Below are 22,216 nucleotides of genomic sequence, written 5' to 3' on the forward strand. Positions count from 1 at the left end.
TTACGCGGTCGCGAAAATCCCGAAAGGCGGTGCGCGCATACCCAACCCAGGGCGCAGCAGCACCGGGCGGACGACGACGGGCTCGGCATGCCGAACCAGCGGCGGCGTGGGTTGTGGGCTGCCGACCGTGAACAGGCGCAGCCAGGTCAGCAGCGTGGCGCCGACGGTGTAGAGGTGTTCGACCACCACGATGGACAGTCCGAGGACCACCGCAGCGGCGGCGTGCGCGCCGATCATCGCCGGGGACAGGCCCATCCCGTCACCGGCGTGGTGATGGCCGCCGGTGACGGCCAGGGTGATGTGGCTGAGGAATTGGGCGGCGCACAGCGCGCCGAACACGGCGATGCCCCTGGCGTAGCGGCCGCTCACGTCGACGGCGCCGACGGCCGCTCCGGCGGTGGCGCACACCAGCAGCGCGGCGACCAGGGCCGCGCCGTGTGGCACGGCTCCCGCCGCGCCGGCGTGCGCCGAGGTGGCGATCACGGCCGAGCTTCCGCCGACCAGCCCGCCGCGCAGCCAGTGCGCGCGGGCGTTCGGCGGGGTCACAGGCGGAACCTTACCGGCAGGAGATCAGGTGAAGATGCCGGAGCCCCAGTAGCTGGAGCTGTCGCCGTCCTTCAGTCCGGGCGGGCAGGCGAACACACCGGTGCCGTTGGTGAAGATGTACTCGTTGAGCAGGTCGCTGGACATCTTCGACAGCACCTTCACGAACTTGGTGCCCGGGTTGCGGGTGAACGCGATGAAGAACAGTCCGGCGTCCAGGTGCCCGAAGCCGTCGGATCCGTCGGTGAAGTTGTAGCCGCGGCGCAGCAGCTCGACACCGTCGTTGTGCTCCGGGGCCACCAGCCGCACGTGCGCGTCGCGGTCGATCATCAACTCGCCCTTGGGGTTCTTCAGGTTGAAGTCCAAGGGCGCGAACTCGTCGTCGTAGCCCAGTGGTGCTCCGGTGCCCTTGGCGCGCCCGATGACCCGCTCCTGCTCCAGAAGGGTGGTGCGGTCCCACGATTCGATCCGGTTGCGGATGCGCCGGGTCACCAGATAGGTGCCGCCGTTGTGCCAGTCGGGGCCGTCACCGTCGCCCACCCAGACGTTCTGGTTGAGGATGTCGGTGTCCTCGGCTTTGACGTTGTTGGTGCCGTCCTTGAACCCCAACATGTTTCGGGGCGTGGACTGGTCGCGGGTGGTGGACGACGTGCGACCGAAACCGAGTTGCGAGTACCGCACCGCGGCGGTCCCGAAGGCCACCCGGGCCAGGTTGCGCACCGCGTGCACGGCGACCTGCGGGTCGTTGGCGCACGCCTGGATGCAGATGTCGCCGCCGCACTTGGCGGGGTCGAGGTTCTCGTTGGTGAACTTCGGGAGGTCGGCAAGCGCGGCCGGCCTCTTGTCGGCGATGCCGAAACGATCCTTGCCGTCCTTCACGAAGAAGGTCGGGCCGAAGCCGATGGTCAGGGTCAGCTGCGAGGGCGGAAGGCCAAGTGCCTCACCGGTATCGGCAGGCGGTGCGTACGGATTCAGACCCACGGCACCGTCCTTGACGGCGTCCTCACCCCTGGTCATCCGCTCGGCCATCGCGGTCCATTCCTTCAACATGGCCACCACGTCGTCACGCTTGTCGGTGGTGATGTCGAAGGTGCAGAAGTGCATCCGGTCTTGGGCCTCGGTGATGATGCCGGCCTGCCGGTCGCCGCGGAACGGCACCGCACCGTGCGGTTCCCAGTCCTTGTCCCTGGTGCTGGTGGCCGAGGCGCGCCCGGCCAGAGCGCCGGCGCCGGCGGCGCCGACCACCGCGGCGGTCACGCCGGCGGCACCGAACAGCTTGCGCCGGGAAAGCCCCTGCCGCGGGCTGTCCGCGACAGAGGCTTCCGGAGCGTCTTCGGGGTTACTGGGGTGCGATGACACCTTGCACCTGGCTTACCTCCTTGGACAGCGCGTCGATCGCGCGGGACAGTTCCTGGCGCTGGGGCTCGGTCACCGTATCGTAGAGAACGAAGCCGTCGCCTTTGCGGTACTTGGCCAAAAGTGCCTCGACGTTGGCGAACTGCTCATCCACGCGCTTGCCGAGGTCGGGGTTGCGCTCGTCGAGGATGGGGCGCACGGAGGCCACCGCGGTCTGCGAGCCCTGCACGTTGGCGTTGAAGTCCCACAGGTCGGTGTGGCTGAAGATGTCCTCTTCGCCGCTGATCTTGCTGGCGCCGACCTCGTCGAGCAGGCCCTGCGCGCCACCGGCGATCTGGGTGGAGTCGATGGTCCAGTCGGGCGCCTTCACTCCGGCGTCCAGTTCCTTCGCATCGGCCAGCAGCTGGTCGGCCAGCGCGGCGGCGTCGGGCTGCAGCCCGGTGACCCAGAGTTGCTTCTCCAGGGCGTGGAAACCGGTCCACTTCTGGCCGGGCTCGAGGTCGGCCTCACGGAGGTCGATGCGCGGGTCCAGATCGTTGGGGAAGGACTCCGCGACGGGCTCGATGCGCTCGTAATAGGTGCGGGCGATCGGGAACTGGGCCTTGGCCGCGTTGACGTCACCCTTCTTGATGGCGTCGACGAAGAGCTGGGTGGCCGGGATCAGCGCGTCGGTCTGGCTGTTGACGTAGCGCTTGTAGTTGTCGGCGGCTTCCTTGAACTTGCCCTCGGTGTCGACCTTCACGGTCTCGCCGCTGACCTTGTAGTCGGTCCGGATTCCGTCACCGATCATGCCGGGCTTGCACGCCGTCTGGTAGGTGCCCGGCTCGGCGAGCTGGACGATCAGCTTGCGCTGCAGGCCGGGGGAGATGTTCTCCACCTCACCCATCACCCGCTCGCCCTCGCCGTAGACGTAGAACTCCGTCACCTTGGTGCCGTTGTTGGTGATGTTGAACGTGGTCGGACCCGTCGCGCCCTCGGTGCCGGACAGCTYGCACTTGTCGTCGGAAGCCGTCACGGTGATCGCCTCCGGCGCACCGGCCTTGGAGGTGTCGCCGGAGGTGGCCGTCTCCTTGGCGGTACAGCCCGCGAGGGCCAGAGCCGCCAACAGCGCGGCTGTCAGGGCGGTGCGATTGTTCACGTGGTCGACCTTTCGGGGGTGGTGGACGGTTCCGGATCCGGGACCGCGTCAGAGTTCGAGTCATCGGGCGTGGGCGCATCGGCCGGCCGGGCCGGCGCCTTGGACGGCCGCAGGAAAACTGCGAGCACGATCACCAGATAGGCCAGCCACGCCCCGAACTGCAGGATCGTGGGCGTGGGCGTGACGTTGAAGACGCCCTGGACCACCTGGCCGTACCAGGACGCCCAGTTGAACCAGGAACTGATGTCGAACGCCTTGTCGGCCAGGCCCGGCAGCCAGCCGACGGTCTGCAGCGCGCCCACCCCGTAGGACAGGATGCCGGCGGCGACCAGGATCAGGAACACCGCCGTGTACTTGAAGAACTTGGCCAGATCGATCCGGATCGCGCCGGCGTACATCGCCCAGGCGATGGCGATCGCGATGAGCACGCCGACCACCAGACCGACCAGCGGCCAGAGGGTCTCGGCCTCGGCGAAGCCGACCATGAACAGAGCCGTCTCGACGCCTTCGCGGCCCACCGCCAGGAATGCCAGGGCGGCCACGGCGCCGCCGCCGGTGTCCAGCGCACGGGCCATCCCGGACTTCAGTTCACCGGACATGGTGGCCGCGGCCGATTTCATCCAGAGCACCATCGTCGTGACGATGACGACGGCGACCAGGGAAGCCACGCCCGCGATGGCTTCGGCGCCGAGTCCGGAGACGGTGTAGGCGCTGAACTGGATGGTGAGGAAGACGCCGATCGTCATGGCGATGGCCCCGGCGACGCCGAGCCACACCCATTTGAGGGCGTCACGCCGGCCCGACTTCACCAGGAATGCGATCAGGATCGACACGACGATGCTGGTTTCCAGGCCTTCGCGCAGACCTATGAGCCCGCTGCCGAAAAGCTGTGAGGTGAGATTGGGCGCGGCGGCTAGATACGTGGCCGGAAGCTCTGCCAATGCCGTCATTCAGTGGTCCTCGCTACCTGGTACACACCCAGCTTTGCCTTGCCAAAGATAGGTGTGGCGTACCTTATCAGGGGCCGTCGCGGCCGGGGACTGGTCTGGGCGGGCGCCGCGACGGGGCTCGTGTGACTGAGCCGGTTCGCTGTCGTCGCATGGGACGATGGCAGCAAGCAGAGCAGGTATGTAGGGAGTCCGGTGTCGCCAGTGCGTTGGCTACGGGCTGTCGCGGTGGTCGGCGCGACAGCCCTGTTGATGGCCTCGAGCTGCTCCTGGCAGACCGGCATCCCGATTCCCGACGGGGTGCCGCCGCCCGCCGGTGACCCTGTCCCCGAAGTCGACACCCACGCGTCCGGCAGGCCCGCCGACGCGCTGCACGCGTGGGCAGCCGCCCGGGCGCCCGGGATGAACATCCCGGTGACCGCGCTGGAGGCATATGCCTACGCGGCGCGGGTCGCTCAGGTGGAAAACCCGAAATGCAATCTCGCCTGGACCACGCTGGCCGGTATCGGCATGGTCGAGAGCCATCACGGCACCTACCGCGGGGCCACCGTCGCGCCGAACGGCGATGTGCGGCCGCCGATCAGGGGGGTGCAGCTCGACGGCACCATGGGCAATCTGAAGATTGCCGACACCGACGACGGCAAGCTCGACGGGGACGCCACGATGGATCGGGCGATGGGCCCGATGCAGTTCATCCCGGAGACCTGGCGGCTCTACGGCGTGGACGCCAACAACGACGGCGTGGTCAGTCCCGACAACATCGATGACGCGGCCCTGTCGGCGGCGGGTTATCTGTGCTGGCGCGGCAAGGACCTGTCCACCCCGCGGGGCTGGATGGACGCGCTGCGCGCCTACAACCTGTCCGACCAGTACGCCCGCACCGTGCGGGACTGGGCGACCGCGTACGCCGCCGGTCATCCCCTGTAAGAGCCGGACTGGGGCACGCCGCGCCCGCGCTCAACCTTTAGGCTCTTGGTCGAGAGCGTGACCCGTCTCCCCAGCCGTCACACACAGGAGGAACCCGTGTCCATCATCGAACAGGTCGGAGCCCGCGAGATCCTCGATTCGCGCGGTAACCCCACCGTCGAGGTCGAGATTGCCCTGAGTGATGGCACCTTCTCCCGCGCCGCAGTGCCTTCGGGTGCGTCGACCGGCGAGCATGAGGCCGTCGAACTGCGCGACGGCGGATCGCGCTACGGCGGCAAGGGTGTCGAGAAGGCCGTCGAGGCGGTGCTCGACGAGATCGCGCCGGCCGTCATCGGCCTGGCTGCCGACGATCAGCGGCTGGTCGACCAGGCCCTGGTCGACCTGGACGGCACGCCGGACAAGTCGCGCCTCGGCGCCAACGCCATCCTGGGCGTGTCGCTGGCGGTGGCCAAGGGTGCGGCCGAATCGGCCGGTCTGCCGCTCTTCCGCTACCTCGGAGGACCGAACGCCCATGTGCTGCCCGTGCCGATGATGAACATCATCAACGGCGGCGCGCACGCCGACACCGGCGTGGACGTGCAGGAGTTCATGATCGCGCCGATCGGCGCCCCGAGTTTCAAAGAGGCGCTCCGCTGGGGCGCCGAGGTCTACCACTCGCTCAAGGCGGTGCTCAAGAAGCAGGGCCTGGCGACCGGCCTCGGCGACGAAGGCGGCTTCGCCCCCGACCTGCCCGGCACCAGGGCGGCTCTGGACCTTATCGGCACGGCCATCGAGGCGACCGGCCTCAAGCTCGGCACCGACGTTGCGCTGGCGCTGGACGTGGCGGCCACCGAGTTCTACACCGACGGCAAGGGCTACGCCTTCGAGAAGGAGACGCGGACCGCCGAGCAGATGGCCCAGTTCTACGCAGGCCTGCTCGACACCTACGCGCTGGTCTCGATCGAGGACCCGCTCTCCGAAGACGACTGGGACGGCTGGGTGGCGCTGACCACCGCCATCGGTGATCGGGTTCAGCTGGTCGGCGACGACCTGTTCGTCACCAACCCGGAGCGCCTGGAAGAGGGCATAGAGAAGGGTGCGGGCAACGCGCTGCTGGTGAAGGTGAACCAGATCGGCACCCTGACCGAAACGCTGGACGCCGTCACCCTGGCGCACAACAGCGGCTACCGCAGCATGATGAGCCACCGGTCCGGCGAGACCGAGGACACCACCATCGCCGACCTGGCGGTGGCGGTGGGCAGCGGCCAGATCAAGACCGGAGCTCCGGCACGCAGCGAGCGGGTGGCCAAGTACAACCAGCTGCTGCGCATCGAGGAGACCCTCGGTGACGCCGCCCGCTACGCCGGTGACCTCGCGTTCCCGCGGTTCGCGGTGGAGAGCAAGTAGCTTCGCTCTCATGCCCGACGCGAAACGGCCCGATCGGCGGCGCGGCCCGGCCCCACGGCCGGGTAAGCCGGGTGCCGCCCGGTCGCGTGCCGTTCCGCGTCGGATCGAACCGCGCCCGGCGGACCCCGAGGACGATGCCACCGAGCAGCCCGTCGAACCGGCCCCCGAGACGGTGGCCGAGTCGATCCGTAAGGCGGCCGCCGAATCGTTGGACAACCAGTCCGAACAGCGCTTCGGTTCGGCCGCCCGGCGGGCGGCGATCCTGGCCGTGGTGGTGTGCGTGCTGACGCTCACCATCGCGGGCCCGGTGCGCACCTACTTCGCGCAGCGCGCCGAGATGAATCAGCTCAAAACCGCTGAGACACAACTACGTTCGCAGATCGATGATCTTGAGCAGCAAAAGGTGAAACTTGCCGATCCGGTATTCATCGCCGCCCAGGCGCGGGAACGGCTGGGGTTCGTCATGCCCGGCGACATCCCGTATCAGGTGCAACTCCCGCCGTCGGCCGCGACACCCGCGGCTCCCGGGACCGAGGACGCACCCGTGAAATCCACCGACCCCTGGTACACCTCGCTGTGGCACACCATCGCCGATGCGCCGCACGGCATTTCGCCGGTGCTGACGCCGGTGCCGGACGCACCCCCGCCGGCGCCGGATGCCCCGCCGCCCCCGACCCCGCCCGCCGGTGGTTGAGCCCGCGGATCTGGACGCCGTCGCGCGCCAGCTCGGTCGCGAGCCGCGCGGTGTCCTGGAGATCGCCTACCGCTGCCCCAACGGTGAACCGGCCGTGGTCAAGACCGCGCCGAAGCTGCCCGACGGCACCCCGTTCCCGACGCTGTACTACCTGACCCACCCGACGCTGACCGCGGCCGCCAGCCGGCTGGAGTCCTCGGGGTTGATGCGGGAGATGTCCGAACGGCTGGACGCCGACCCGGAGCTGGCGGCGGCGTATCGCCGTGCGCACGAGTCGTTCCTGGCCGAGCGCGACGCGATCGAACCGCTGGGCACCACGTTCTCCGGCGGCGGGATGCCGGACCGGGTGAAGTGCCTGCACGTGGTGATGGCGCACGCGCTGGCCAAGGGCCCCGGCGTCAACCCGTTCGGCGACGAAGCGCTCGCCCTGTTGGCCGTCGAGCCCGCGATGGCCGGAATCCTCGACCCGAAGGTGTGGACGTGAGAGTAGGCGCGGTCGACTGCGGCACCAACTCCATCCGGCTGCTCATCGCCGACGTGGTGGCGGGACGTCTGCACGATGTGCACCGCGAGATGCGGATCGTGCGGCTCGGTGAGGGTGTCGACGCCACCGGCGAATTCGCACCGGCGGCCTTGGCGCGCACCGAGACCGCGCTGTCGGACTACGTGACGGTCATGCGTGAGAGCGGCGTGCAACGAGTGCGGATGGTGGCGACCTCGGCGGCCCGCGATGCCGCCAATCGGGACGAATTCTTCGCGATGACGGCCCGGCTGCTCGGCGAGGTGGTTTCCGGTGCGGTGGCCGAGGTGATCAGCGGAACCGAGGAGGCGGAGCTCTCTTTCCGGGGTGCGGTGGGCGAACTCGACCCGGCCGCAGGGCCTTTCGTGGTCGTCGATCTCGGCGGTGGCTCCACCGAAGTGGTGCTCGGTTCCGCCGTGGTGGACGCGTCCCATTCGGCCGACATCGGCTGTGTGCGCATCAAAGAGCGCTGCCTGCACACGGATCCGCCCACCGCCGCCGAGATCGGCGAAGCGCGGGCGACGGTGCGGGAGCGGCTGGCGGAGGCGCTGGCAGAGGTGCCGGTCGGACGGGCCCACATGTGGGTGGGGGTGGCGGGCACGTTCACCACGCTCGCCGCCCTGGCACTCGGGTTGCAGGACTACGACCCGGACGTGATTCACCTGTCCCGCACCGGCTTCGGTGACCTCTTGGCCATGTGCGACAGCCTCATCCGGATGACCGCCGCGGAACGTCTCGCGCTGGGTCCGATGCACGAGGGCCGGGCGGATGTCATTGTCGGCGGCGCGATCATCGTCGAGGAACTCGCGGCCGTGCTGGGCGAGCTGGCGGGGATCGACGAACTCGTCGTCAGCGAACACGACATCCTGGACGGCATTGCGCTCTCCATCGCGGACATGCGCAGCGAGGCCTCGTGAGCGCGCCCGGGTCATGGGACGGCGGGGCGCCCCCGCCGGTGATTCCGCGGCCCGCGCCCAGTCGGCGCGGCCCGAACATCGGCGTCATCGCCGCAGTGGTGCTGGCCGTGGCGGCGGTCGCTGCCGCAGTGGCGTTCATGTTGTTGCGGCCGTCCGGCGATTCCGCTGCGCCTGCTGTGCCCGCGCCGCACCCGTCATCGCAATCCGCGGCCGGGCAACCGGCCAATGACCCCAATTCCCGCCTGCTGCACGTACTTCCGGCGGGTTACCCCGCGGGTGCGTGCACCCCGGTGGCACGGCTGGAAGGGGCGCTCGCGACGGTGGCGTGCACGGCCAACGCCGACCAGGGTGGTCCGGTCTCGGCGACGTATTCACTGCTGGTCGACTCGGCGGCGCTGGCGAAGGCCATCACCGAGGTGGCGAACACCTCGACGGTGGTCGACTGCCCGGGCCGGATCCAATCACCGGGACCGTGGCGGCACAACGCGTCACCGCAAGAGGTCAGCGGCGCGCTGGTCTGCGGCATCCAGGGCGACAACCCGATGCTCGCGTGGAGCGATATCGACAAGCAGTTGTTCAGCGTGGTGCAGGGCCGCCCAGGAGGTCCGACGCTCGACCACCTCTATGCGTGGTGGACGTCGCACTCCTGAGCGACCCTGCGGTAGATCTCTAGCCGGCCGGGGCAGGCAGCACGACGGTCGTCGTGGGCGCGGCTCCGGCAGGCAGTGGGGTGCCGGCGCTTCCGCCCGGCGCCGGGACGGCCTCGGCCGGGACCGGGGTGCCGGCTTCGGCGGCAGCGACCGGGGGCGCGGGCTGGGTACCGGCAGGAACCAGTGCGGCTCCCTGCTCACCGGCGGGCAGTGGAGTGCCTGCGCTTCCGGCGGGCACCTGCGCGGGCACGGCATCCGCGGGCAGCGGCGTGCCTGCGGATCCGGCCGGAGCCGGGGTGGCCGCGGTGGTAGGTGCCGCACTGGTGGGTGCCGCACTGGTGGTGGGTGCCGCACTGGTGGTGGGAGCGCCGCTGGTGGTCGGTGCGGCGCTGGTCGTTGCGGTCGGGCTGGTAGAGGTCGCCGGTGTGCTGGTGGTGGCGGCCGGGGCCGGACGGTACTGCGGCACTGATCCGGTGGCCGGGCTCTGCACCGGAGCCGGCTTGAGCCACACGATCAGGTCATTGTCGGCGCTGGCGTACACGACACTGTCGGGAGCCTGGCCCGTGACATCGAAATAGACCTTGCCCGTGGTCTTTTCGCCTTGGGAGAGGGTGGACGGATTGACGCCGTCCGGGCTGGCGACGCCGAACAGCGCGCGGTAGGTGTCCCCGTTCTGGGCGCGGGCGTTCAGGTTCGACACGATGGGCGTGACGTTGCCCTGCACGGCCTGATTGGTGGCGGTGGCCTCCCACAGCGTGCCGTGCGGCTGGTAGGGGATCGCGTCGGTGCTGACCTTGAGACCGGAGAGCGTCCAGCCCTGGACGACGTCGCCGTTGGTCAGGGTCGCTTGGCTGCCCAGTTGCGACGTGGTGGTCTCGTTGTCGGCGGTCGCGATGGGTGCACTGAATGCAGCGAATGCTCCTGCGACGGCAAGGGCTGCCGCTCCGAACCCCGCTGTGATGGTCGTGAACTTCACCGTGTTCCACTCCTGACTCCGGCGGCTCCCCCCGTGGGGCCGCACTGTGAGCGAAATTAGCAGGATCTGAGGGCGCGGGGAACCGGCACCGGGAATCAAGCGGATTCAAACGATGCTGTCGCACAGCGGTTTCGAGCGAACGCGGACGTTCATAGCAAACTCTGCTGCGGCGCAGCCGCGGGGCTGTTCGACCGGCAATGCCGCAGATGTGGGCGCTTCGCAAACCAGAACGGTGCCTTCACCGGTCGGTCGACCAGTGGTGGCCGCCATCGCATGCGTTGCAATGGCAGTTGCATCCGGATCCGGCCTTGGTATCGACCATTGATGCTCAGCTCCTCGATGTCCGGTGTCGGACTCAGTGGAATATCAACATATGACAACTTCACCATAGTTCGGCGCAGCACGAAAATAAAGGTCTGGACCCTCGAATTGCCTTGTCAGCGCGCTGTTGTGCGTCAGCCGGTGGCGCTGTCGCGGGTGCCGAGTCGCAGATGCTCGATGTGGAAGACGGCCTCGTCGAGCAACTGCGCCACATGGTTGTCGTACAGCCGGTACACGATGTTGCGGCCGGACCTGTCGCCCGCCACCAGACCCAGCGTGCGCAGCAGGCGCAGCTGATTGGACACCGCGGGTTGTTCCATCCCGACGGCGGCTGACAGGTCGGTCACGGTGCACGGCGACTGGCGCAGCCGGGTCAGGATCAGCAGCCGGTTGGGCGAAGCCAGCGCCTGCAGCGTCTCGGCAACCTTGACCGCCGACGCGGGGTCCAGCGTCGCCGCGGGTGCGGTGCGGCCCTCGACCCCATGTCCCATCCGTCCATTCAAGCACGCTGACCTCAAACGGACTTGACATATGTAAATCTGTACATGTTTAGATGTATGGGTGATGACAGTGACGGAGGCCAGGGGTTCCGCGGTGCGCCCGAAAGCGCGCCGCCCGGTGGTGTGGGCGCTGCCGTCGGTGCGGTGGGCGGCACTGGCGGTCGCGCTGTTCCTCGTCGGCTTGGCGACCCAACTCCTGGGTGCTCCCGAATTCGTCTGGTGGACGGCCTATCTCGCCGGTTACCTGGCCGGCGGCTGGATTCCGGCCCGCGACGGGCTGATCGAACTGGCGCAGCGGCGCCTCGATGTGGACCTGCTGATGATCGTGGCTGCCGTCGGCGCCGCGGCCATCGGCCAGGTGTTCGACGGTGCGCTGCTGATCGTCATCTTCGCCACCTCCGGTGCCCTGGAGGATCTGGCCACCCGGCGCACCGAGGACTCGGTGCGCGCGCTGCTGGACCTGGCCCCCGACCGAGCGGTGCGGCTCGACGAGCAGGGCGAACAAGTGGTGGCCGCCGAGGCGCTGTGCATCGGCGACCTGGTACTTGTGCGGCCGGGGGAGCGGATACCCGCCGACGCGGTGGTGGTGGACGGCGCGTCCGATGTCGACCAGTCCTCAGTCACCGGTGAGCCGGTGCCCGCGACCAAGCTGGTGGGTGACGACGTGTTCGCGGGCACGCTCAACGGCGCAGGCGCGTTGCGCGCCCGGGTGGCCCGGGACCCCGCCGACAGCGTGGTGGCCCGGATCGTGGCGATGGTCGCGGAGGCCTCGGCGGCCAAAGCCGGCACGCAGCTGTTCATCGAGAAGGTCGAACAGCGCTACTCGGTGGTCGTCGTGGCGGCCACGCTGGCGCTGTTCGCGGTGCCGCTGGCGTTCGGTGAGGATCTGCGCGGCGCGCTGTTGCGGGCCATGACGTTCATGATCGTGGCCTCGCCGTGCGCGGTGGTACTGGCCACCATGCCGCCGCTGCTCTCGGCGATCGCCAACGCCGGGCGGCACGGGGTACTGGTGAAATCTGCTGTGGCTCTGGAGAATCTGGCAGATGCCGAGATCGTCGCCTTCGACAAGACCGGCACGTTGACCTCGGGACGCCCGCGACTGGAGACCCTGGAGGTTGCCGGCGGTCACCGCGAGGCGGATGTGTTGCGCCTCGCCGCTGCCGCCGAGCAGTGCAGCGAGCACCCGCTGGGCCGTGCGATCACCGAGGCGGCGCGGCACCGCGGGATCGCCGTGCCTGCCGCGGCCGACTTCCTGGCCAGCCCGGGCCGGGGGGTGCGGGCGACCGTGGGGCCGACGCACGTCCAGGTACTCAGCCCGGCGGCGGTCGAGGCGAACCTGCCCACCGTGGCACGCCTGGAGGAATCCGGGGCGACGGCGGTGGTGGTGATCGTCGACGGCGTGGTGGCCGGCGTGCTGGGTCTGCACGACACGGTCCGGCCCGGGGCTACCGCAGCGATCAGTGCACTCGCTGCGCTCAACCCGGTTCTGCTGACCGGCGACAACGCCCCGGCGGCGAGACATCTGGCCGCCGCCGTCGGCATCGCCGAGGTGCACGCCGGACTGTTGCCCGAGCAGAAGGTGGACGCGGTGCGCGCCCTGCCGGGGCGGGTCCTGATGGTCGGCGACGGTGTGAACGACGCCCCGGCGATGGCCGCCGCCCACGCGTCGATCGCGATGGGCGGCCGCGGCGCCGACCTGACCCTGCAGACCGCCGATGTCGTCACCGTCGCCGACGACCTGGGCGCCATCCCGGCCGTGGTGGCGTTGGCGCGCCGGGCCCGGCGAACGGTGCTGGCCAATCTGGCCATCGCCGCGACCTTCATCACCGTCCTGGTCGTCTGGGACCTGTTCTGGTACTTGCCTTTACCGCTCGGTGTCGCCGGGCACGAGGGGTCGACCATCCTGGTCGCGCTCAACGGGTTGCGGCTGCTGCGCGACCGGGCCTGGCCCGGCGGGTAGCTCGTAGCGGGTCACGTACTCGTCGAGGAAGGCCCGGGCCTCCTCGTGCCCGCGGGTGATTCCCAATCCGTTCTCCAGCGCCATGACGCGGGCCAGGCTGGCGACGATCATCGACATCACCACCGGCGGGAACGTGCCGGCATCCACCCCGTGCGCCCGCAGTGCCGTTCGCAGAGTGGCCTCCTCCAGGTCGCGGACCCGCTCCGCGTAGGCAGCGATCTCGCTGCGGATCGCCTTGCGGTGGTTGGCCAGCGCCATGAACTCCATCCACAACTGAGCGCCGGCTGCGCTGTTGAGGTCCCAGAGTGCCCGCAGCGGGGCCGCCTCGGTGAGCGTTGCCCGCTGCCGCCCCAGGTTCGCCTCGGCGCCCGCCCGCAGCACCGCGACGTACAGATCGTCCATCGTCGGGAAGTAGTAGTGCACCAGCGCGGGCTTCACCCCGGCGGCGGCGGCGACCCGTCGGGAGGTGGCCGCGGCGTACCCGTCGTCCAGCATGATCTGGGCGGTTGCCCGGATCAGTGCGGTCCGGGCAACCGGATCGCGCTCTCTTGACCGCTTCGGCTTCGCGCTGCTAGACATGGCCCCACCATAAATGCTGGGCGATCGCCCAAACTCTGTCTTCATAGGGGATGACATGACTGGTCGGGTCGAGGGCAAGGTCGCGCTCATCACCGGTGCGGCCCGCGGCCAAGGGCGCAGTCACGCGGTGCGGTTGGCCGCGGAGGGTGCCGACATCATCGCGGTGGACATCTGCGCGACCTTCGACAACTCACCCGCGCTGGGCTCCACACCCGAGGATCTCGCGGAGACGGCCGAGATGGTGAAGAACCTGGGCCGCCGAGTTGTCACCGCCGAGGTCGACGTGCGAGACCACGACGGGATCAAGGCCGCCGTCGACAGTGGCGCCGAGCAGTTGGGTGGCCTGGACATCATCGCGGCCAACGCCGGTATCGGCACCACCGGGGTGCGGCTGGACAAGATGGCCGAGTATCTCTGGCAGGAGATGATCGACGTCAACCTGTCCGGGGTGTGGAAATCGGTGAAAGCCGGTGTGCCGCACATGCTGGCCGGCGGCCGCGGCGGATCCATCATCCTCACCAGCTCGGTGGCGGGCACCAAGGCCTACCCGTTCACCGGGCATTACGTCGCGGCCAAACACGGCGTCGTCGGGCTGATGCGATCCTTTGCCGTCGAACTGGGCCAGCACTCGATCCGGGTCAACTCGGTGCACCCCACACACGTGAACAGCCCGATGCTGATGAACGAGAAGACCTATCGGATGTTCCGGCCCGAGCTGGCCAATCCGGGACCCGATGACCTCGAGCCGGTCTGCCGGACGTTCCACGTGCTGCCCATCCCGTGGGTGACGCCCGAGGACATCAGCAATGCGGTGCTCTTTCTGGCCTCCGATGAGGCCCGCTACATCACCGGGGTGACCCTGCCCATCGACGGGGGGAGCTGTCTGAAGTGACGGTCTACTACGACCCTTACGACGTCGGTATCGTCAACGATCCCTACCCCACCTATGCCCGGCTGCGGGACGAGGCGCCCGTCTATTACAACGAGCAGTACCGGTTCTGGGCGCTGTCGCGGCATGCCGATGTGGAGTCGGCGCTGTCGGACTGGGAGACGTTCTCCAACAGCCGAAGTGACATCCTCGAATTGGTGCAGTCGGATTTCGACATGCCCGCCGGGGTGATGATGTTCGCCGATCCGCCGGTGCATTCGATGCTGCGCGGGCTGATGTCGCGGGTGTTCACGCCGCGGCGGATGGCCGAGATCGAGGACCAGATCCGCGCGTTCTGCGTGCGGTGCCTGGACCCGTGGGTCGGGACAGACGGCTTCGACATCATCGCCGAACTGGCGTCGATGATGCCCATGCGCGTCATCGGAATGCTCTTGGGCATACCGGAATCCGAACAGATCGGGGTCAGGGACGCCAACGACGCCAACCTGCGTACCCGCCCCGGCGCACCGATGAAGGTGCGCGACGCGAACAAGATCGCCGACGGCCGGATCTACGCCGACTACGTGGAGTGGCGGTCACACAACCCGTCCGATGACCTGATGACGGCCCTGTTGAACGTGGAGTTCACCGACGAGGACGGGGTCATGCGCAAGCTGACCCGCAAGGAAGTGCTGCACTACACGCAGGTCGTGGCCGGCGCCGGTAACGAGACCACCGGCCGGCTCATCGGCTGGCTGGCCAAGGTGCTCGCCGAGCATCCCGACCAGCGCCGCGCCGTGCAGCAGGACCGGTCACTGCTCAACCGGGTGGTCGACGAGACGCTGCGCTTCGAACCGACCGGCCCGCACGTGGCGCGTTGGGTGGCGAAGGATTTCGAAGCCCACGGCCAGACGATCCCGGCGGGCAGCGCCATGCTGCTGCTGTTCGGCGCGGCCAACCGCGACCCGCGGCGCTACACCGACCCCGACACCTACGACATCCGGCGCGACAACATCAGCCACCTCACCTTCGGCAAGGGATTGCACTACTGTCTGGGCGCCAACCTGGCCCGCCTAGAGGGCCGGGTGGCACTGGACGAAATGCTGAACCGGTTCCCGGACTGGGGCATCGACTACGACACGGCGAGACTGGCCCCGACCTCGACCGTCCGCGGCTGGGAGCAGCTGCGGATCACCGTGTGAGGATCGTCCTCAGCGCATCCAGCACCGCCGGATCCTCGATGGTGGACGGCACCGGCTCGTCACGGCCGTCGGCGATGCCGCGCATGGTCTTACGCAGGATCTTGCCCGAGCGGGTCTTCGGCAGCGCGGGCACCACGTCGACGAGTTTGAAACTCGCGACGGCGCCGATGTTGTCGCGGACCGCGTCGATGAGCTCCGCAGCCAACCCGTCGGCGGTGGCGCCGGATTTGAGCACCACCAGCCCGCGCGGCACCTGCCCCTTGATCTCGTCGGCCACACCGATCACCGCGCACTCGGCGACGGCGGGGTGGTTCGCCAGCACAGCCTCGATCGATCCCGTCGACAACCGGTGCCCCGCCACGTTGATCACGTCGTCGGTGCGCCCGACCACGAAGAGGTAACCGTCGGAGTCGATATGGCCCCCGTCCCCGGTCAGGTAGTAGCCGGGGAAGGCGGACAGATACGACGAGACGTAACGCTTGTCGTCACCCCACAGCGTCGGCAGCGTGCCGGGCGGCAGCGGTAGCCGCACACAGATCGAACCCTCTTCGCCCGCATCGCATTCGGTGTTGTCCGGGCGCAGCACTCGGACATCGAAGCCGGGCATGGGGACCGTCGCCGAGCCGGGTTTCACCGCGAGGGCCTGCACGCCCATCGGGTCGGCGGCGATGGCCCAGCCGGTCTCGGTCTGCCACCAGTGGTCGATCACTGGGATGCCGAGTTTCTCGGTGGCCCAGTGGAAGGTGGCCGGGTCCAGCCGCTCGCCGGCCTGGAACAGGTACCGCAGGCTGGAGACGTCGTGATCGACGAGCAGCAGCGCCTCGGGGTCTTCCTTCTTGATGGCGCGGATCGCCGTCGGGGCACTGAACAACACCTTCACGCCGTGCTCGGCGACCACCCGCCAGAACGCGCCGGCATCGGGTGTGCCGACCGGCTTGCCTTCGTAGAGCAGCGTCGTCGCGCCGAGTAGCAGAGGTGCGTAGACGATGTAGGAGTGGCCGACCACCCAGCCCACATCGGAGGCGGCCCAGTACACATCGCCGGGCTGGGTGTCATAGATGTGGCGCATCGACCACAGCAGCGCCACCGCGTGCCCGCCGTTGTCGCGGACGATGCCCTTTGGCTTGCCTGTGGTGCCGGAGGTGTACAGCACGTACAGCGGATCGGTGGCGGCGACGGGGACCGGGTCGACGGGCTGGGCGGTGGACATCGCGGCGGCCCAGTCCACGTCGCGCCCTTCGACCAGCGTGCACGGTTGTTGATCACGTTGCAGGATCACGCATTTCGGGGTGTTGTGTTCGGCCATCTCCAGGGCCGCGTCCAGCATGGGTTTGTAGGCGACGACGCGGCTCGGCTCGACACCGCAGGACGCCGACACGACCACGGCGGGTTGGGCGTCGTCGATGCGGGTGGCCAGTTCGTGGGCGGCGAACCCGCCGAACACCACCGAATGCACCGCGCCCAGCCGTGCGCAGGCCAGCATGGCGATCGCGGCTTCGGGCACCATCGGCATGTAGATGACGACGCGGTCGCCTTTGCCGACGCCGAGGCTGCGCAGCACTCCCGCGAATCGAGCTGTCTCGTCATGCAATTCGCGGTAGGTGTAGGTGCGCTTCGTACCGGTCACGGGGGAGTCGTAGATCAGCGCGGCCTGGTCACCCCGGTCGGCCAGGTGCCGGTCCAGGGCGTTGGCGCACGTGTTGAGCTCCCCGTCGGGAAACCACCGGTAGAACGGCGGGTTGCTGTCGTCGAGCACCTGCTGCGGAGCCCGCGTCCAGGTGACCGCCGTGGCGGCGTCCGCCCAGAACGCCGCCGGATCGGACATGCTGGTGTCGAAGAGCTCACGGTAACCGGGCATACCGCAGAACCTAGCGCGAAAAATTCGCGCCCGGGTCCAGTCGGACCGGCCGCCTCAGTTGGAGGAGCGCACCAACTCGATGACCGGAATCACCCGGGTGGTCTTGCGCTGGTAGTCGCCGAACTGCGGTTCGGCTTCGACCTGCGTGGCGTACACGGTGTCGCGTTCGTCGCCGTCGAGGACGCGGGCGGTGACCGGGAACGTGTCGGTGCCCTGCTCCACCACGGTGTCCGGGTGGGCCACCAGGTTGTGATACCAATCCGGATTGGTGTCCGCGCCGCCCTTGCTGGCGAAGATGAAGATGCGGTCATCGTCGAGCAGGGGCACCAGTGGCGCGATGCGTTCGGTCCCGGACTTGGCGCCGACGTGATGCACCAGCACCAGGGGTTTGCCCTCGAAGACGCCGCCGGCCTTGCCGCCGCTGGTCCTGAATTCCTCGATGACTCGGCGGTTCATCTCGGCGAAATCGATGGCATCGGTCATGGCCTGGCTCCCTTGCGCTCTGCGGTTGTGATGAACCAACCGCGAGAATAATGCCTTCTATTCCGTTCCTGGTCCCGGGCGATGCCAAACGCAATGTACGGCTGACAGCTTCGCGATGGATATATACGCATCGTGAAGCTCCCAGGCTGACATTGCGATCGGTTGACCCCGCCGGCCTAGTCGACCAAGGTGGACTGTGGCAGATCCGACCAGCGCGACGGACGGAGGCCTTCGATCGCCTTCTCGGTGTATACCCGGAAGCCGAGTTCGGGCTTGTAGCCGTGGATTTCGGGGGTGTCGAGTTCGCGCAGGAAGGTCAGGATCTCCTGGCTGAACACCTGCCCGGGCACCAGAACGGGGAATCCCGGCGGGTAGGGCGTCACGAACGTCGCCGACACCACCTGCACGCCGGCGTCGATCTTGTCGAAGATCTCATCGGTGGACAGGTACTCGCAATTGGCGTCGTCATAGGACAGGTAGAAGGCGCGACGCACATCGCCCTCTGGCGTCTGGTCGCCGTCCCTGAAGACCGGGTGGAAGCCGCTGAAGTTTGGCAGCGAGGCCGAGCTCGCGGTCAGCCGCCGCACCTTCTGCTCGAATCGGGCGCGCTCGCCCAAGCCCATCTCCGAGACCGACTCCTCGAGTTCGGCGGCGATCTTCACCAGCACCTCCACCAGGTACGCCACCGAGCTGCGGGTAGTGCCGATGTTGGTCATGAACAGCACGGTGTTGCGGGAGGTCTTGTTGATCTGCACGCCGTGCCGGTCCATCAGCTGCTCACGCTTGAAGCGGTCGCCGTCGTAGCCGGTGCGCCCGATCGCCAGCGTGATACGTGACGGATCGAGGACGAACTCATCCGTATCCCATACCGCCATCATGCTTTTCAGCCCACCGCGCAGCGGCTGCGCGATGCCCGAGGGGCGGAACTGCTGCGGGATCAGATCCGAGGTGCGCAGGCAGGACATGTACTTCGACAGCAGCGGATGGTTGTCGATCGCGTCGCGCAGCTGCATGGCGTTCTCGATCTGGCGCTGCACCAGCTCGACACCCTCCAGGGCCACCTGGCGCCGGCCCAGATCCAGCGAGGCCAGGATCTGGTAGTTGGGTGAGGTCGAGGTGTGCGCCATGTAGGCCTCGTGGAAGGCCTCGGACACCTTCTGCTCGAAGTCCTGGTCGAACACGTGGATCATCGAGCCCTGCCGCAGCGAGGTCAGCGTCTTGTGCGTGGACTGGGTGGCGTACACCCGGACCCGCGCCTCGGCCGGGTCGGGCCGCAGCCGCCGGTTCAGCAATTCCTCGTCCGACAGCGGGCCTTCGTTGGTCAGCTGCTCGGTGTAGGACGCGCGGTATTCGGGGTCGGCCAGCTTGTCGCGCAGTGCGCGGGCGGACGCCATCGCGGTGCGCTTGCGGTACACCGGGTGGAACCGGGCGAAGGCGAACCACGCCTCGTCCCAGAGGAATACCAAGTCGGGCTTGATGGCCAGGCATTCCTCCATGACGCGTTCGGTGTCGTAGACGACGCCGTCGAAGGTGCAGTTGGTCAGGGAGATCATCTTGACCCGGTCGAGCTTGCCTGCGGCCTTGAGCGCCAACAGTTTCGACTTGATCTCGCGCAGCGGGACCGCCCCGTACATGGTGTAGTCGGGGAGCGGGTAGGCCTCCAGGTAGATGACGTTGGCGCCGGCCATCATCATCCCGTAGTGGTGGCTCTGGTGGCAGTTGCGGTCCAGCAGCACGATGTCGCCGGGGGCGACCAGCGACTGGGTGACGATCTTGTTGGCCGTCGAGGTGCCGTTGGTGACGAAGTAGGTGTGCTTGCTGCCATACGCCTCGGCCGCCAGCTGCTGCGATTCGCGCAGCGGGCCGGTGGGTTCGAGCAGCGAGTCCAGGCCGCCGCAGGTCGCCGACGTCTCGGCCATGAACACGTCCAGCCCGTAGAAGCCGACCATGTCCTTGATCCAGTGCGAGTTGACGATCGACTTGCCCTGGCTGATCGGCAGCGCGTGGAAGACTCCGGTGGGCCGGTGGCTGTACTGCTTGAGCGCGCTGAAGAACGGGGTGCGGTAGCGCGCGGCGACGCCCTGCAGGATCGACAGGTGCAGTTCCAGCACGCCCTCGCGGGCGTGGAAGACCCGTCGGAAGGACTGGCCGAGCCGGCCGGCGATGTCCTCGACCTCGATCTCGGTCATCAGGAACAGGTCCAACTCGGGACGCAGCTCGTGCAGCGACTTGGCCAGTATCGCGGCCCGCTCGTCGGGAGACTTGTGGTCGTCGAGGTCGTGGGACAGCTTGTGGTCGATGAACTCCGACAGCGTACTCAGATCGCGGGTCGACTGATGGCTGAACCGCCGGCGGATGACGACAGCCTGCAGGTTGACGTTGAGCCGCGCGGCGATCAGCGCCTCGTCACCGCTGCCGACGACGACCAGCTCGTAGACGAACTCGTCGTCGGGGCGGCGCCAGCTGCGCACCTCTTTGCGCAGCGCCCGCTCCTGGGCCTCGGTCATCTTCTCGACGACCAGCACCTCGAAGTAGAGCTGCTCGCGCCTGTTGCTGGGCTGGCTCTCCAGCGTGCGCGGGTCGGCCGGGAACAGGTCCGCGGTGTCGTCGGAGCCGGCGGTGTCCACATCGCCGGTGCGGTAGGACTCCGTCGTCAGCGCACGGTTGATCCGGGCGACCGCGTGGGCGAACTTGTCGTACGCGCCCGCATTGAACAGCCGCTGGACCTTGGCGAACTGGGGTGAACCGGGGAAGGCCCAGTACGGCTCCAGCGGCGTCAGCTTGGTCAGCAGGTCGTGGCAGATGCCGACGTATTCATCTTTGAGGCCACCGGTCGTGCTCGGCCGCGTCAGCCGGTCGGCCGCCTCTTCGAGACGGCACCAGGCGTCGCTGCGAAATTGCCAAACACTGTTGTACGCGCGCGAGTTGTCCACGGGCTAGAGCGTGTACCCGGGTTGGCCTCGAGCGAGGTAGCAGCAGACGAACGCTTCGCGGCGATTGCGTGACCGAGAACCGACCGCAGCCTGTGAGGGCTACGGCGTGATCTTGGTCTGCTGGTCGATGATGTCGGTGGCACTCCCGAGCGCGTCGGCTTCCGACTCATCGGCATAGGCGTTGAGCTGCAGCACATACAGACCGTCATTGGCCGGGATCACGACGGTCTTCTGCGCGATCACGCCCTGCTTACCGTCGACGTCGTAGTTGCCGCCGAGCTGGTAGGCGTCGAAGCCACTGAGCGTCGAAGCCGCGCCCGCGTTGAGCGGTTTCCAGCCCGGCAGGTTCTCCAGTTCGCCCGGCGCATATTCGAGGATCTTCTGCGGATCGACATTGCCGGTGAGCTTCGACAGCAGAGCCAGGATGCGCGGCGGATTGTCGGGCACCGCGCCTCCGCCGAAGACGATCGCGCCGTAGGGCGCCTCCGGCAGACTGTCGGTCGCCTCCCAGCCGTCGGGGACAGGCAGATCGATCGTCGGGCCCGGGTCCCCGCGCTTGATCGACGTCTCGGTGACGCCGTTCTCCTTGAGGTAGTCCGCGATCGTCTCGTGCGCACCTCCGGTCTCGGGGGCCGCCTTGGTCGACGACGCGGCCGAGCTCGAGGACGAGGACGAGCTCTTCGACGACGAGCTGCTGGTGGCTTCGGATTTGGAATCAGAACCGCAACCGACGGCGCCGAACAGGCTCAGCGTGGCGACCGCTGCCACCGCGGCAGCACGAATCGTGGAGTGTGTCATGAGGGCACCGTAAGCCGTCGCGGTTGGAAATCGATTGGAATCGTCACGGATCATCGCCGTCCTCTTGTGTGTCGGGTGGGTTGAGGAGTTCTTCGGGGTGGAAGTGGTGGTTGACGGTGTCTTGGCCGGTGTTGAGTAGTGGTGGTGGGATCCATTCGGCGCGGCCGTCGGGGCGGATGCGGTTGGTCCAGCCGGTGTCGTAGGCGGTGAGATTGTCGGGGCCGCAGCCCAGGACGATGGTGTCGGCGTTGGTGTGTCCGCCGGCGGCCCAGTCGTGGACGTGGTTGGCCTGGCAGTGGTCGGCGGTGCGGAAGCAGCCGGGTTTGGTGCAGCCGCGGTCGCGGGCGTAGGCGACGAGTCGTTGGGCCTTGGAGGCCAGTCTCTTTGTTCTGCCGAGGTATAGCGGTTCGGCGGTGTGGTGTCGGTAGAGCAGGAAGTAGTGGTGGGCGTGGGCGCCCAGGCGGATCATGTCGGGGAGTTCGGCGGTGTCAAACGCGGTGAACTCGAGCGTGGTGAGCTTCTCGCAGGCGGCACGGTACTGGGCGAGGGCAGTGGTGACTGCCTCTCGATCCGACACCGCGTTCGCAAGCATGTTCGAAGGATATCGCGGACCTGCAGACACGAGCAGAAGTTATCCACAGGCCTCAAAGTTATGCACAG

21 protein-coding genes are annotated in these 22,216 nt (G+C 68.1%); 9 read left to right on the forward strand and 12 right to left on the reverse strand.

Going from position 1 to position 22,216, the window contains the following annotated elements; translation table 11 throughout:
- The 4 genes from AC1DY7_RS17840 to efeU are packed head-to-tail and all read right to left on the reverse strand — an operon-like array spanning position 1 to position 3,987.
- Positions 1-546: a hypothetical protein gene (locus AC1DY7_RS17840; protein ID WP_477495013.1), complete on the reverse strand. Its 546-nt coding sequence runs from the start codon at positions 544-546 to the stop codon at positions 1-3.
- Between the two features lie 24 nt (positions 547-570).
- Positions 571-1,902, reverse strand: a complete 1,332-nt coding sequence (gene efeB / locus AC1DY7_RS17845; protein ID WP_477495014.1) for an iron uptake transporter deferrochelatase/peroxidase subunit — start codon at positions 1,900-1,902, stop codon at positions 571-573.
- Positions 1,883-3,037 (reverse strand): iron uptake system protein EfeO, encoded by a 1,155-nt coding sequence (gene efeO / locus AC1DY7_RS17850; RefSeq protein WP_477495015.1) that lies wholly within the window; start codon positions 3,035-3,037, stop codon positions 1,883-1,885. Before efeO ends, efeB begins: the two co-directional genes overlap by 20 nt.
- A complete protein-coding gene (efeU, locus tag AC1DY7_RS17855; RefSeq protein ID WP_477495016.1) occupies positions 3,034-3,987 on the reverse strand; it encodes an iron uptake transporter permease EfeU in 954 nt (317 codons plus the stop codon). Before efeU ends, efeO begins: the two co-directional genes overlap by 4 nt.
- A 192-nt stretch (positions 3,988-4,179) precedes the next feature.
- Between efeU and AC1DY7_RS17860 the strand changes: the two genes are divergently transcribed.
- The 6 genes from AC1DY7_RS17860 (at position 4,180) to AC1DY7_RS17885 (ending at position 9,078) form a co-directional block, all read left to right on the forward strand.
- Entirely contained in the window at positions 4,180-4,911 is a 732-nt protein-coding gene (locus AC1DY7_RS17860) for a lytic transglycosylase domain-containing protein (RefSeq protein WP_477495017.1), read from the forward strand.
- 96 nt (positions 4,912-5,007) lie between these two features.
- A complete protein-coding gene (eno, locus tag AC1DY7_RS17865) occupies positions 5,008-6,297 on the forward strand; it encodes a phosphopyruvate hydratase (protein WP_477495018.1) in 1,290 nt (429 codons plus the stop codon).
- A gap of 10 nt (positions 6,298-6,307) precedes the next feature.
- The gene (locus AC1DY7_RS17870) at positions 6,308-6,991 is read left to right on the forward strand and encodes an FtsB family cell division protein (protein ID WP_477495019.1); all 684 of its coding nucleotides are present in this window, start codon (positions 6,308-6,310) and stop codon (positions 6,989-6,991) included.
- Positions 6,984-7,475: a DUF501 domain-containing protein gene (locus AC1DY7_RS17875; protein ID WP_477495020.1), complete on the forward strand. Its 492-nt coding sequence runs from the start codon at positions 6,984-6,986 to the stop codon at positions 7,473-7,475. The genes AC1DY7_RS17870 and AC1DY7_RS17875 overlap by 8 nt, the downstream gene beginning before the upstream one ends.
- Complete coding sequence (locus AC1DY7_RS17880; RefSeq protein WP_477495021.1) at positions 7,466-8,428, forward strand: Ppx/GppA phosphatase family protein; 963 nt, start codon at positions 7,466-7,468, stop codon at positions 8,426-8,428. The genes AC1DY7_RS17875 and AC1DY7_RS17880 overlap by 10 nt, the downstream gene beginning before the upstream one ends.
- Positions 8,425-9,078, forward strand: coding sequence for a hypothetical protein (locus AC1DY7_RS17885; RefSeq protein WP_477495022.1), 654 nt, complete (start codon positions 8,425-8,427; stop codon positions 9,076-9,078). The genes AC1DY7_RS17880 and AC1DY7_RS17885 overlap by 4 nt, the downstream gene beginning before the upstream one ends.
- Before the next feature lie 19 nt (positions 9,079-9,097).
- Here the strand turns inward: AC1DY7_RS17885 and AC1DY7_RS17890 are convergent, their stop codons facing one another.
- Together AC1DY7_RS17890 and AC1DY7_RS17895 are read right to left on the reverse strand one after the other, a co-directional pair.
- Complete coding sequence (locus tag AC1DY7_RS17890) at positions 9,098-10,054, reverse strand: MPT63 family protein (protein WP_477495023.1); 957 nt, start codon at positions 10,052-10,054, stop codon at positions 9,098-9,100.
- Positions 10,055-10,509: 455 nt separating this feature from the next.
- Positions 10,510-10,866 (reverse strand): ArsR/SmtB family transcription factor, encoded by a 357-nt coding sequence (locus AC1DY7_RS17895; protein WP_477495024.1) that lies wholly within the window; start codon positions 10,864-10,866, stop codon positions 10,510-10,512.
- Between the two features lie 73 nt (positions 10,867-10,939).
- On the opposite strand from AC1DY7_RS17895, the gene AC1DY7_RS17900 reads away from it, so the two are divergent.
- A complete protein-coding gene (locus tag AC1DY7_RS17900) occupies positions 10,940-12,835 on the forward strand; it encodes a heavy metal translocating P-type ATPase (protein ID WP_477495025.1) in 1,896 nt (631 codons plus the stop codon).
- On the opposite strand, the gene AC1DY7_RS17905 is transcribed toward AC1DY7_RS17900, so the two are convergent.
- Complete coding sequence (locus AC1DY7_RS17905; protein WP_477495026.1) at positions 12,740-13,414, reverse strand: TetR/AcrR family transcriptional regulator; 675 nt, start codon at positions 13,412-13,414, stop codon at positions 12,740-12,742. The two genes, AC1DY7_RS17900 and AC1DY7_RS17905, sit on opposite strands and share 96 nt — an antisense overlap.
- 55 nt (positions 13,415-13,469) lie before the next feature.
- On the opposite strand from AC1DY7_RS17905, the gene AC1DY7_RS17910 reads away from it, so the two are divergent.
- Positions 13,470-14,306, forward strand: a complete 837-nt coding sequence (locus AC1DY7_RS17910) for a mycofactocin-coupled SDR family oxidoreductase (RefSeq protein WP_477495027.1) — start codon at positions 13,470-13,472, stop codon at positions 14,304-14,306.
- Entirely contained in the window at positions 14,294-15,484 is a 1,191-nt protein-coding gene (locus AC1DY7_RS17915) for a cytochrome P450 (protein WP_477495070.1), read from the forward strand. Before AC1DY7_RS17910 ends, AC1DY7_RS17915 begins: the two co-directional genes overlap by 13 nt.
- Here the strand turns inward: AC1DY7_RS17915 and AC1DY7_RS17920 are convergent.
- From AC1DY7_RS17920 to AC1DY7_RS17940, 5 genes are all read right to left on the reverse strand, one after another.
- Entirely contained in the window at positions 15,474-17,342 is a 1,869-nt protein-coding gene (locus AC1DY7_RS17920; protein WP_477495028.1) for a propionyl-CoA synthetase, read from the reverse strand. The two genes, AC1DY7_RS17915 and AC1DY7_RS17920, sit on opposite strands and share 11 nt — an antisense overlap.
- A gap of 54 nt (positions 17,343-17,396) precedes the next feature.
- On the reverse strand, positions 17,397-17,825 hold the full coding sequence (locus tag AC1DY7_RS17925) for a nitroreductase/quinone reductase family protein (protein WP_477495029.1): 429 nt from the start codon (positions 17,823-17,825) through the stop codon (positions 17,397-17,399).
- A gap of 176 nt (positions 17,826-18,001) precedes the next feature.
- On the reverse strand, positions 18,002-20,758 hold the full coding sequence (locus AC1DY7_RS17930) for an aminotransferase class I/II-fold pyridoxal phosphate-dependent enzyme (protein ID WP_477495030.1): 2,757 nt from the start codon (positions 20,756-20,758) through the stop codon (positions 18,002-18,004).
- A 99-nt stretch (positions 20,759-20,857) separates the two neighbouring features.
- Positions 20,858-21,556, reverse strand: coding sequence for an envelope biogenesis lipoprotein LpqN (gene lpqN, locus AC1DY7_RS17935; protein ID WP_477495031.1), 699 nt, complete (start codon positions 21,554-21,556; stop codon positions 20,858-20,860).
- Between the two features lie 43 nt (positions 21,557-21,599).
- A complete protein-coding gene (locus AC1DY7_RS17940) occupies positions 21,600-22,148 on the reverse strand; it encodes an HNH endonuclease signature motif containing protein (RefSeq protein WP_477495032.1) in 549 nt (182 codons plus the stop codon).
- Between the last annotated feature and the right edge of the window lie 68 nt (positions 22,149-22,216).

It is taken from the genome of Mycobacterium sp. P2_H7 (assembly GCF_056403275.1).

Excerpts from the sequence above, each read along its gene's own strand:
- AC1DY7_RS17925 (WP_477495029.1), bottom strand. The coding sequence starts at position 17,825 with ATGACCGATGCCATCGATTTCGCCGAGATGAACCGCCGAGTCATCGAG.
- lpqN (WP_477495031.1), bottom strand. The coding sequence starts at position 21,556 with ATGACACACTCCACGATTCGTGCTGCCGCGGTGGCAGCGGTCGCCACG.
- AC1DY7_RS17910 (WP_477495027.1), top strand. The coding sequence starts at position 13,470 with ATGACTGGTCGGGTCGAGGGCAAGGTCGCGCTCATCACCGGTGCGGCC.
- AC1DY7_RS17905 (WP_477495026.1), bottom strand. The coding sequence starts at position 13,414 with ATGTCTAGCAGCGCGAAGCCGAAGCGGTCAAGAGAGCGCGATCCGGTT.
- AC1DY7_RS17920 (WP_477495028.1), bottom strand. The coding sequence starts at position 17,342 with ATGCCCGGTTACCGTGAGCTCTTCGACACCAGCATGTCCGATCCGGCG.
- AC1DY7_RS17895 (WP_477495024.1), bottom strand. The coding sequence starts at position 10,866 with ATGGGACATGGGGTCGAGGGCCGCACCGCACCCGCGGCGACGCTGGAC.
- AC1DY7_RS17870 (WP_477495019.1), top strand. The coding sequence starts at position 6,308 with ATGCCCGACGCGAAACGGCCCGATCGGCGGCGCGGCCCGGCCCCACGG.
- AC1DY7_RS17900 (WP_477495025.1), top strand. The coding sequence starts at position 10,940 with ATGACAGTGACGGAGGCCAGGGGTTCCGCGGTGCGCCCGAAAGCGCGC.
- efeU (WP_477495016.1), bottom strand. The coding sequence starts at position 3,987 with ATGACGGCATTGGCAGAGCTTCCGGCCACGTATCTAGCCGCCGCGCCC.
- AC1DY7_RS17940 (WP_477495032.1), bottom strand. The coding sequence starts at position 22,148 with ATGCTTGCGAACGCGGTGTCGGATCGAGAGGCAGTCACCACTGCCCTC.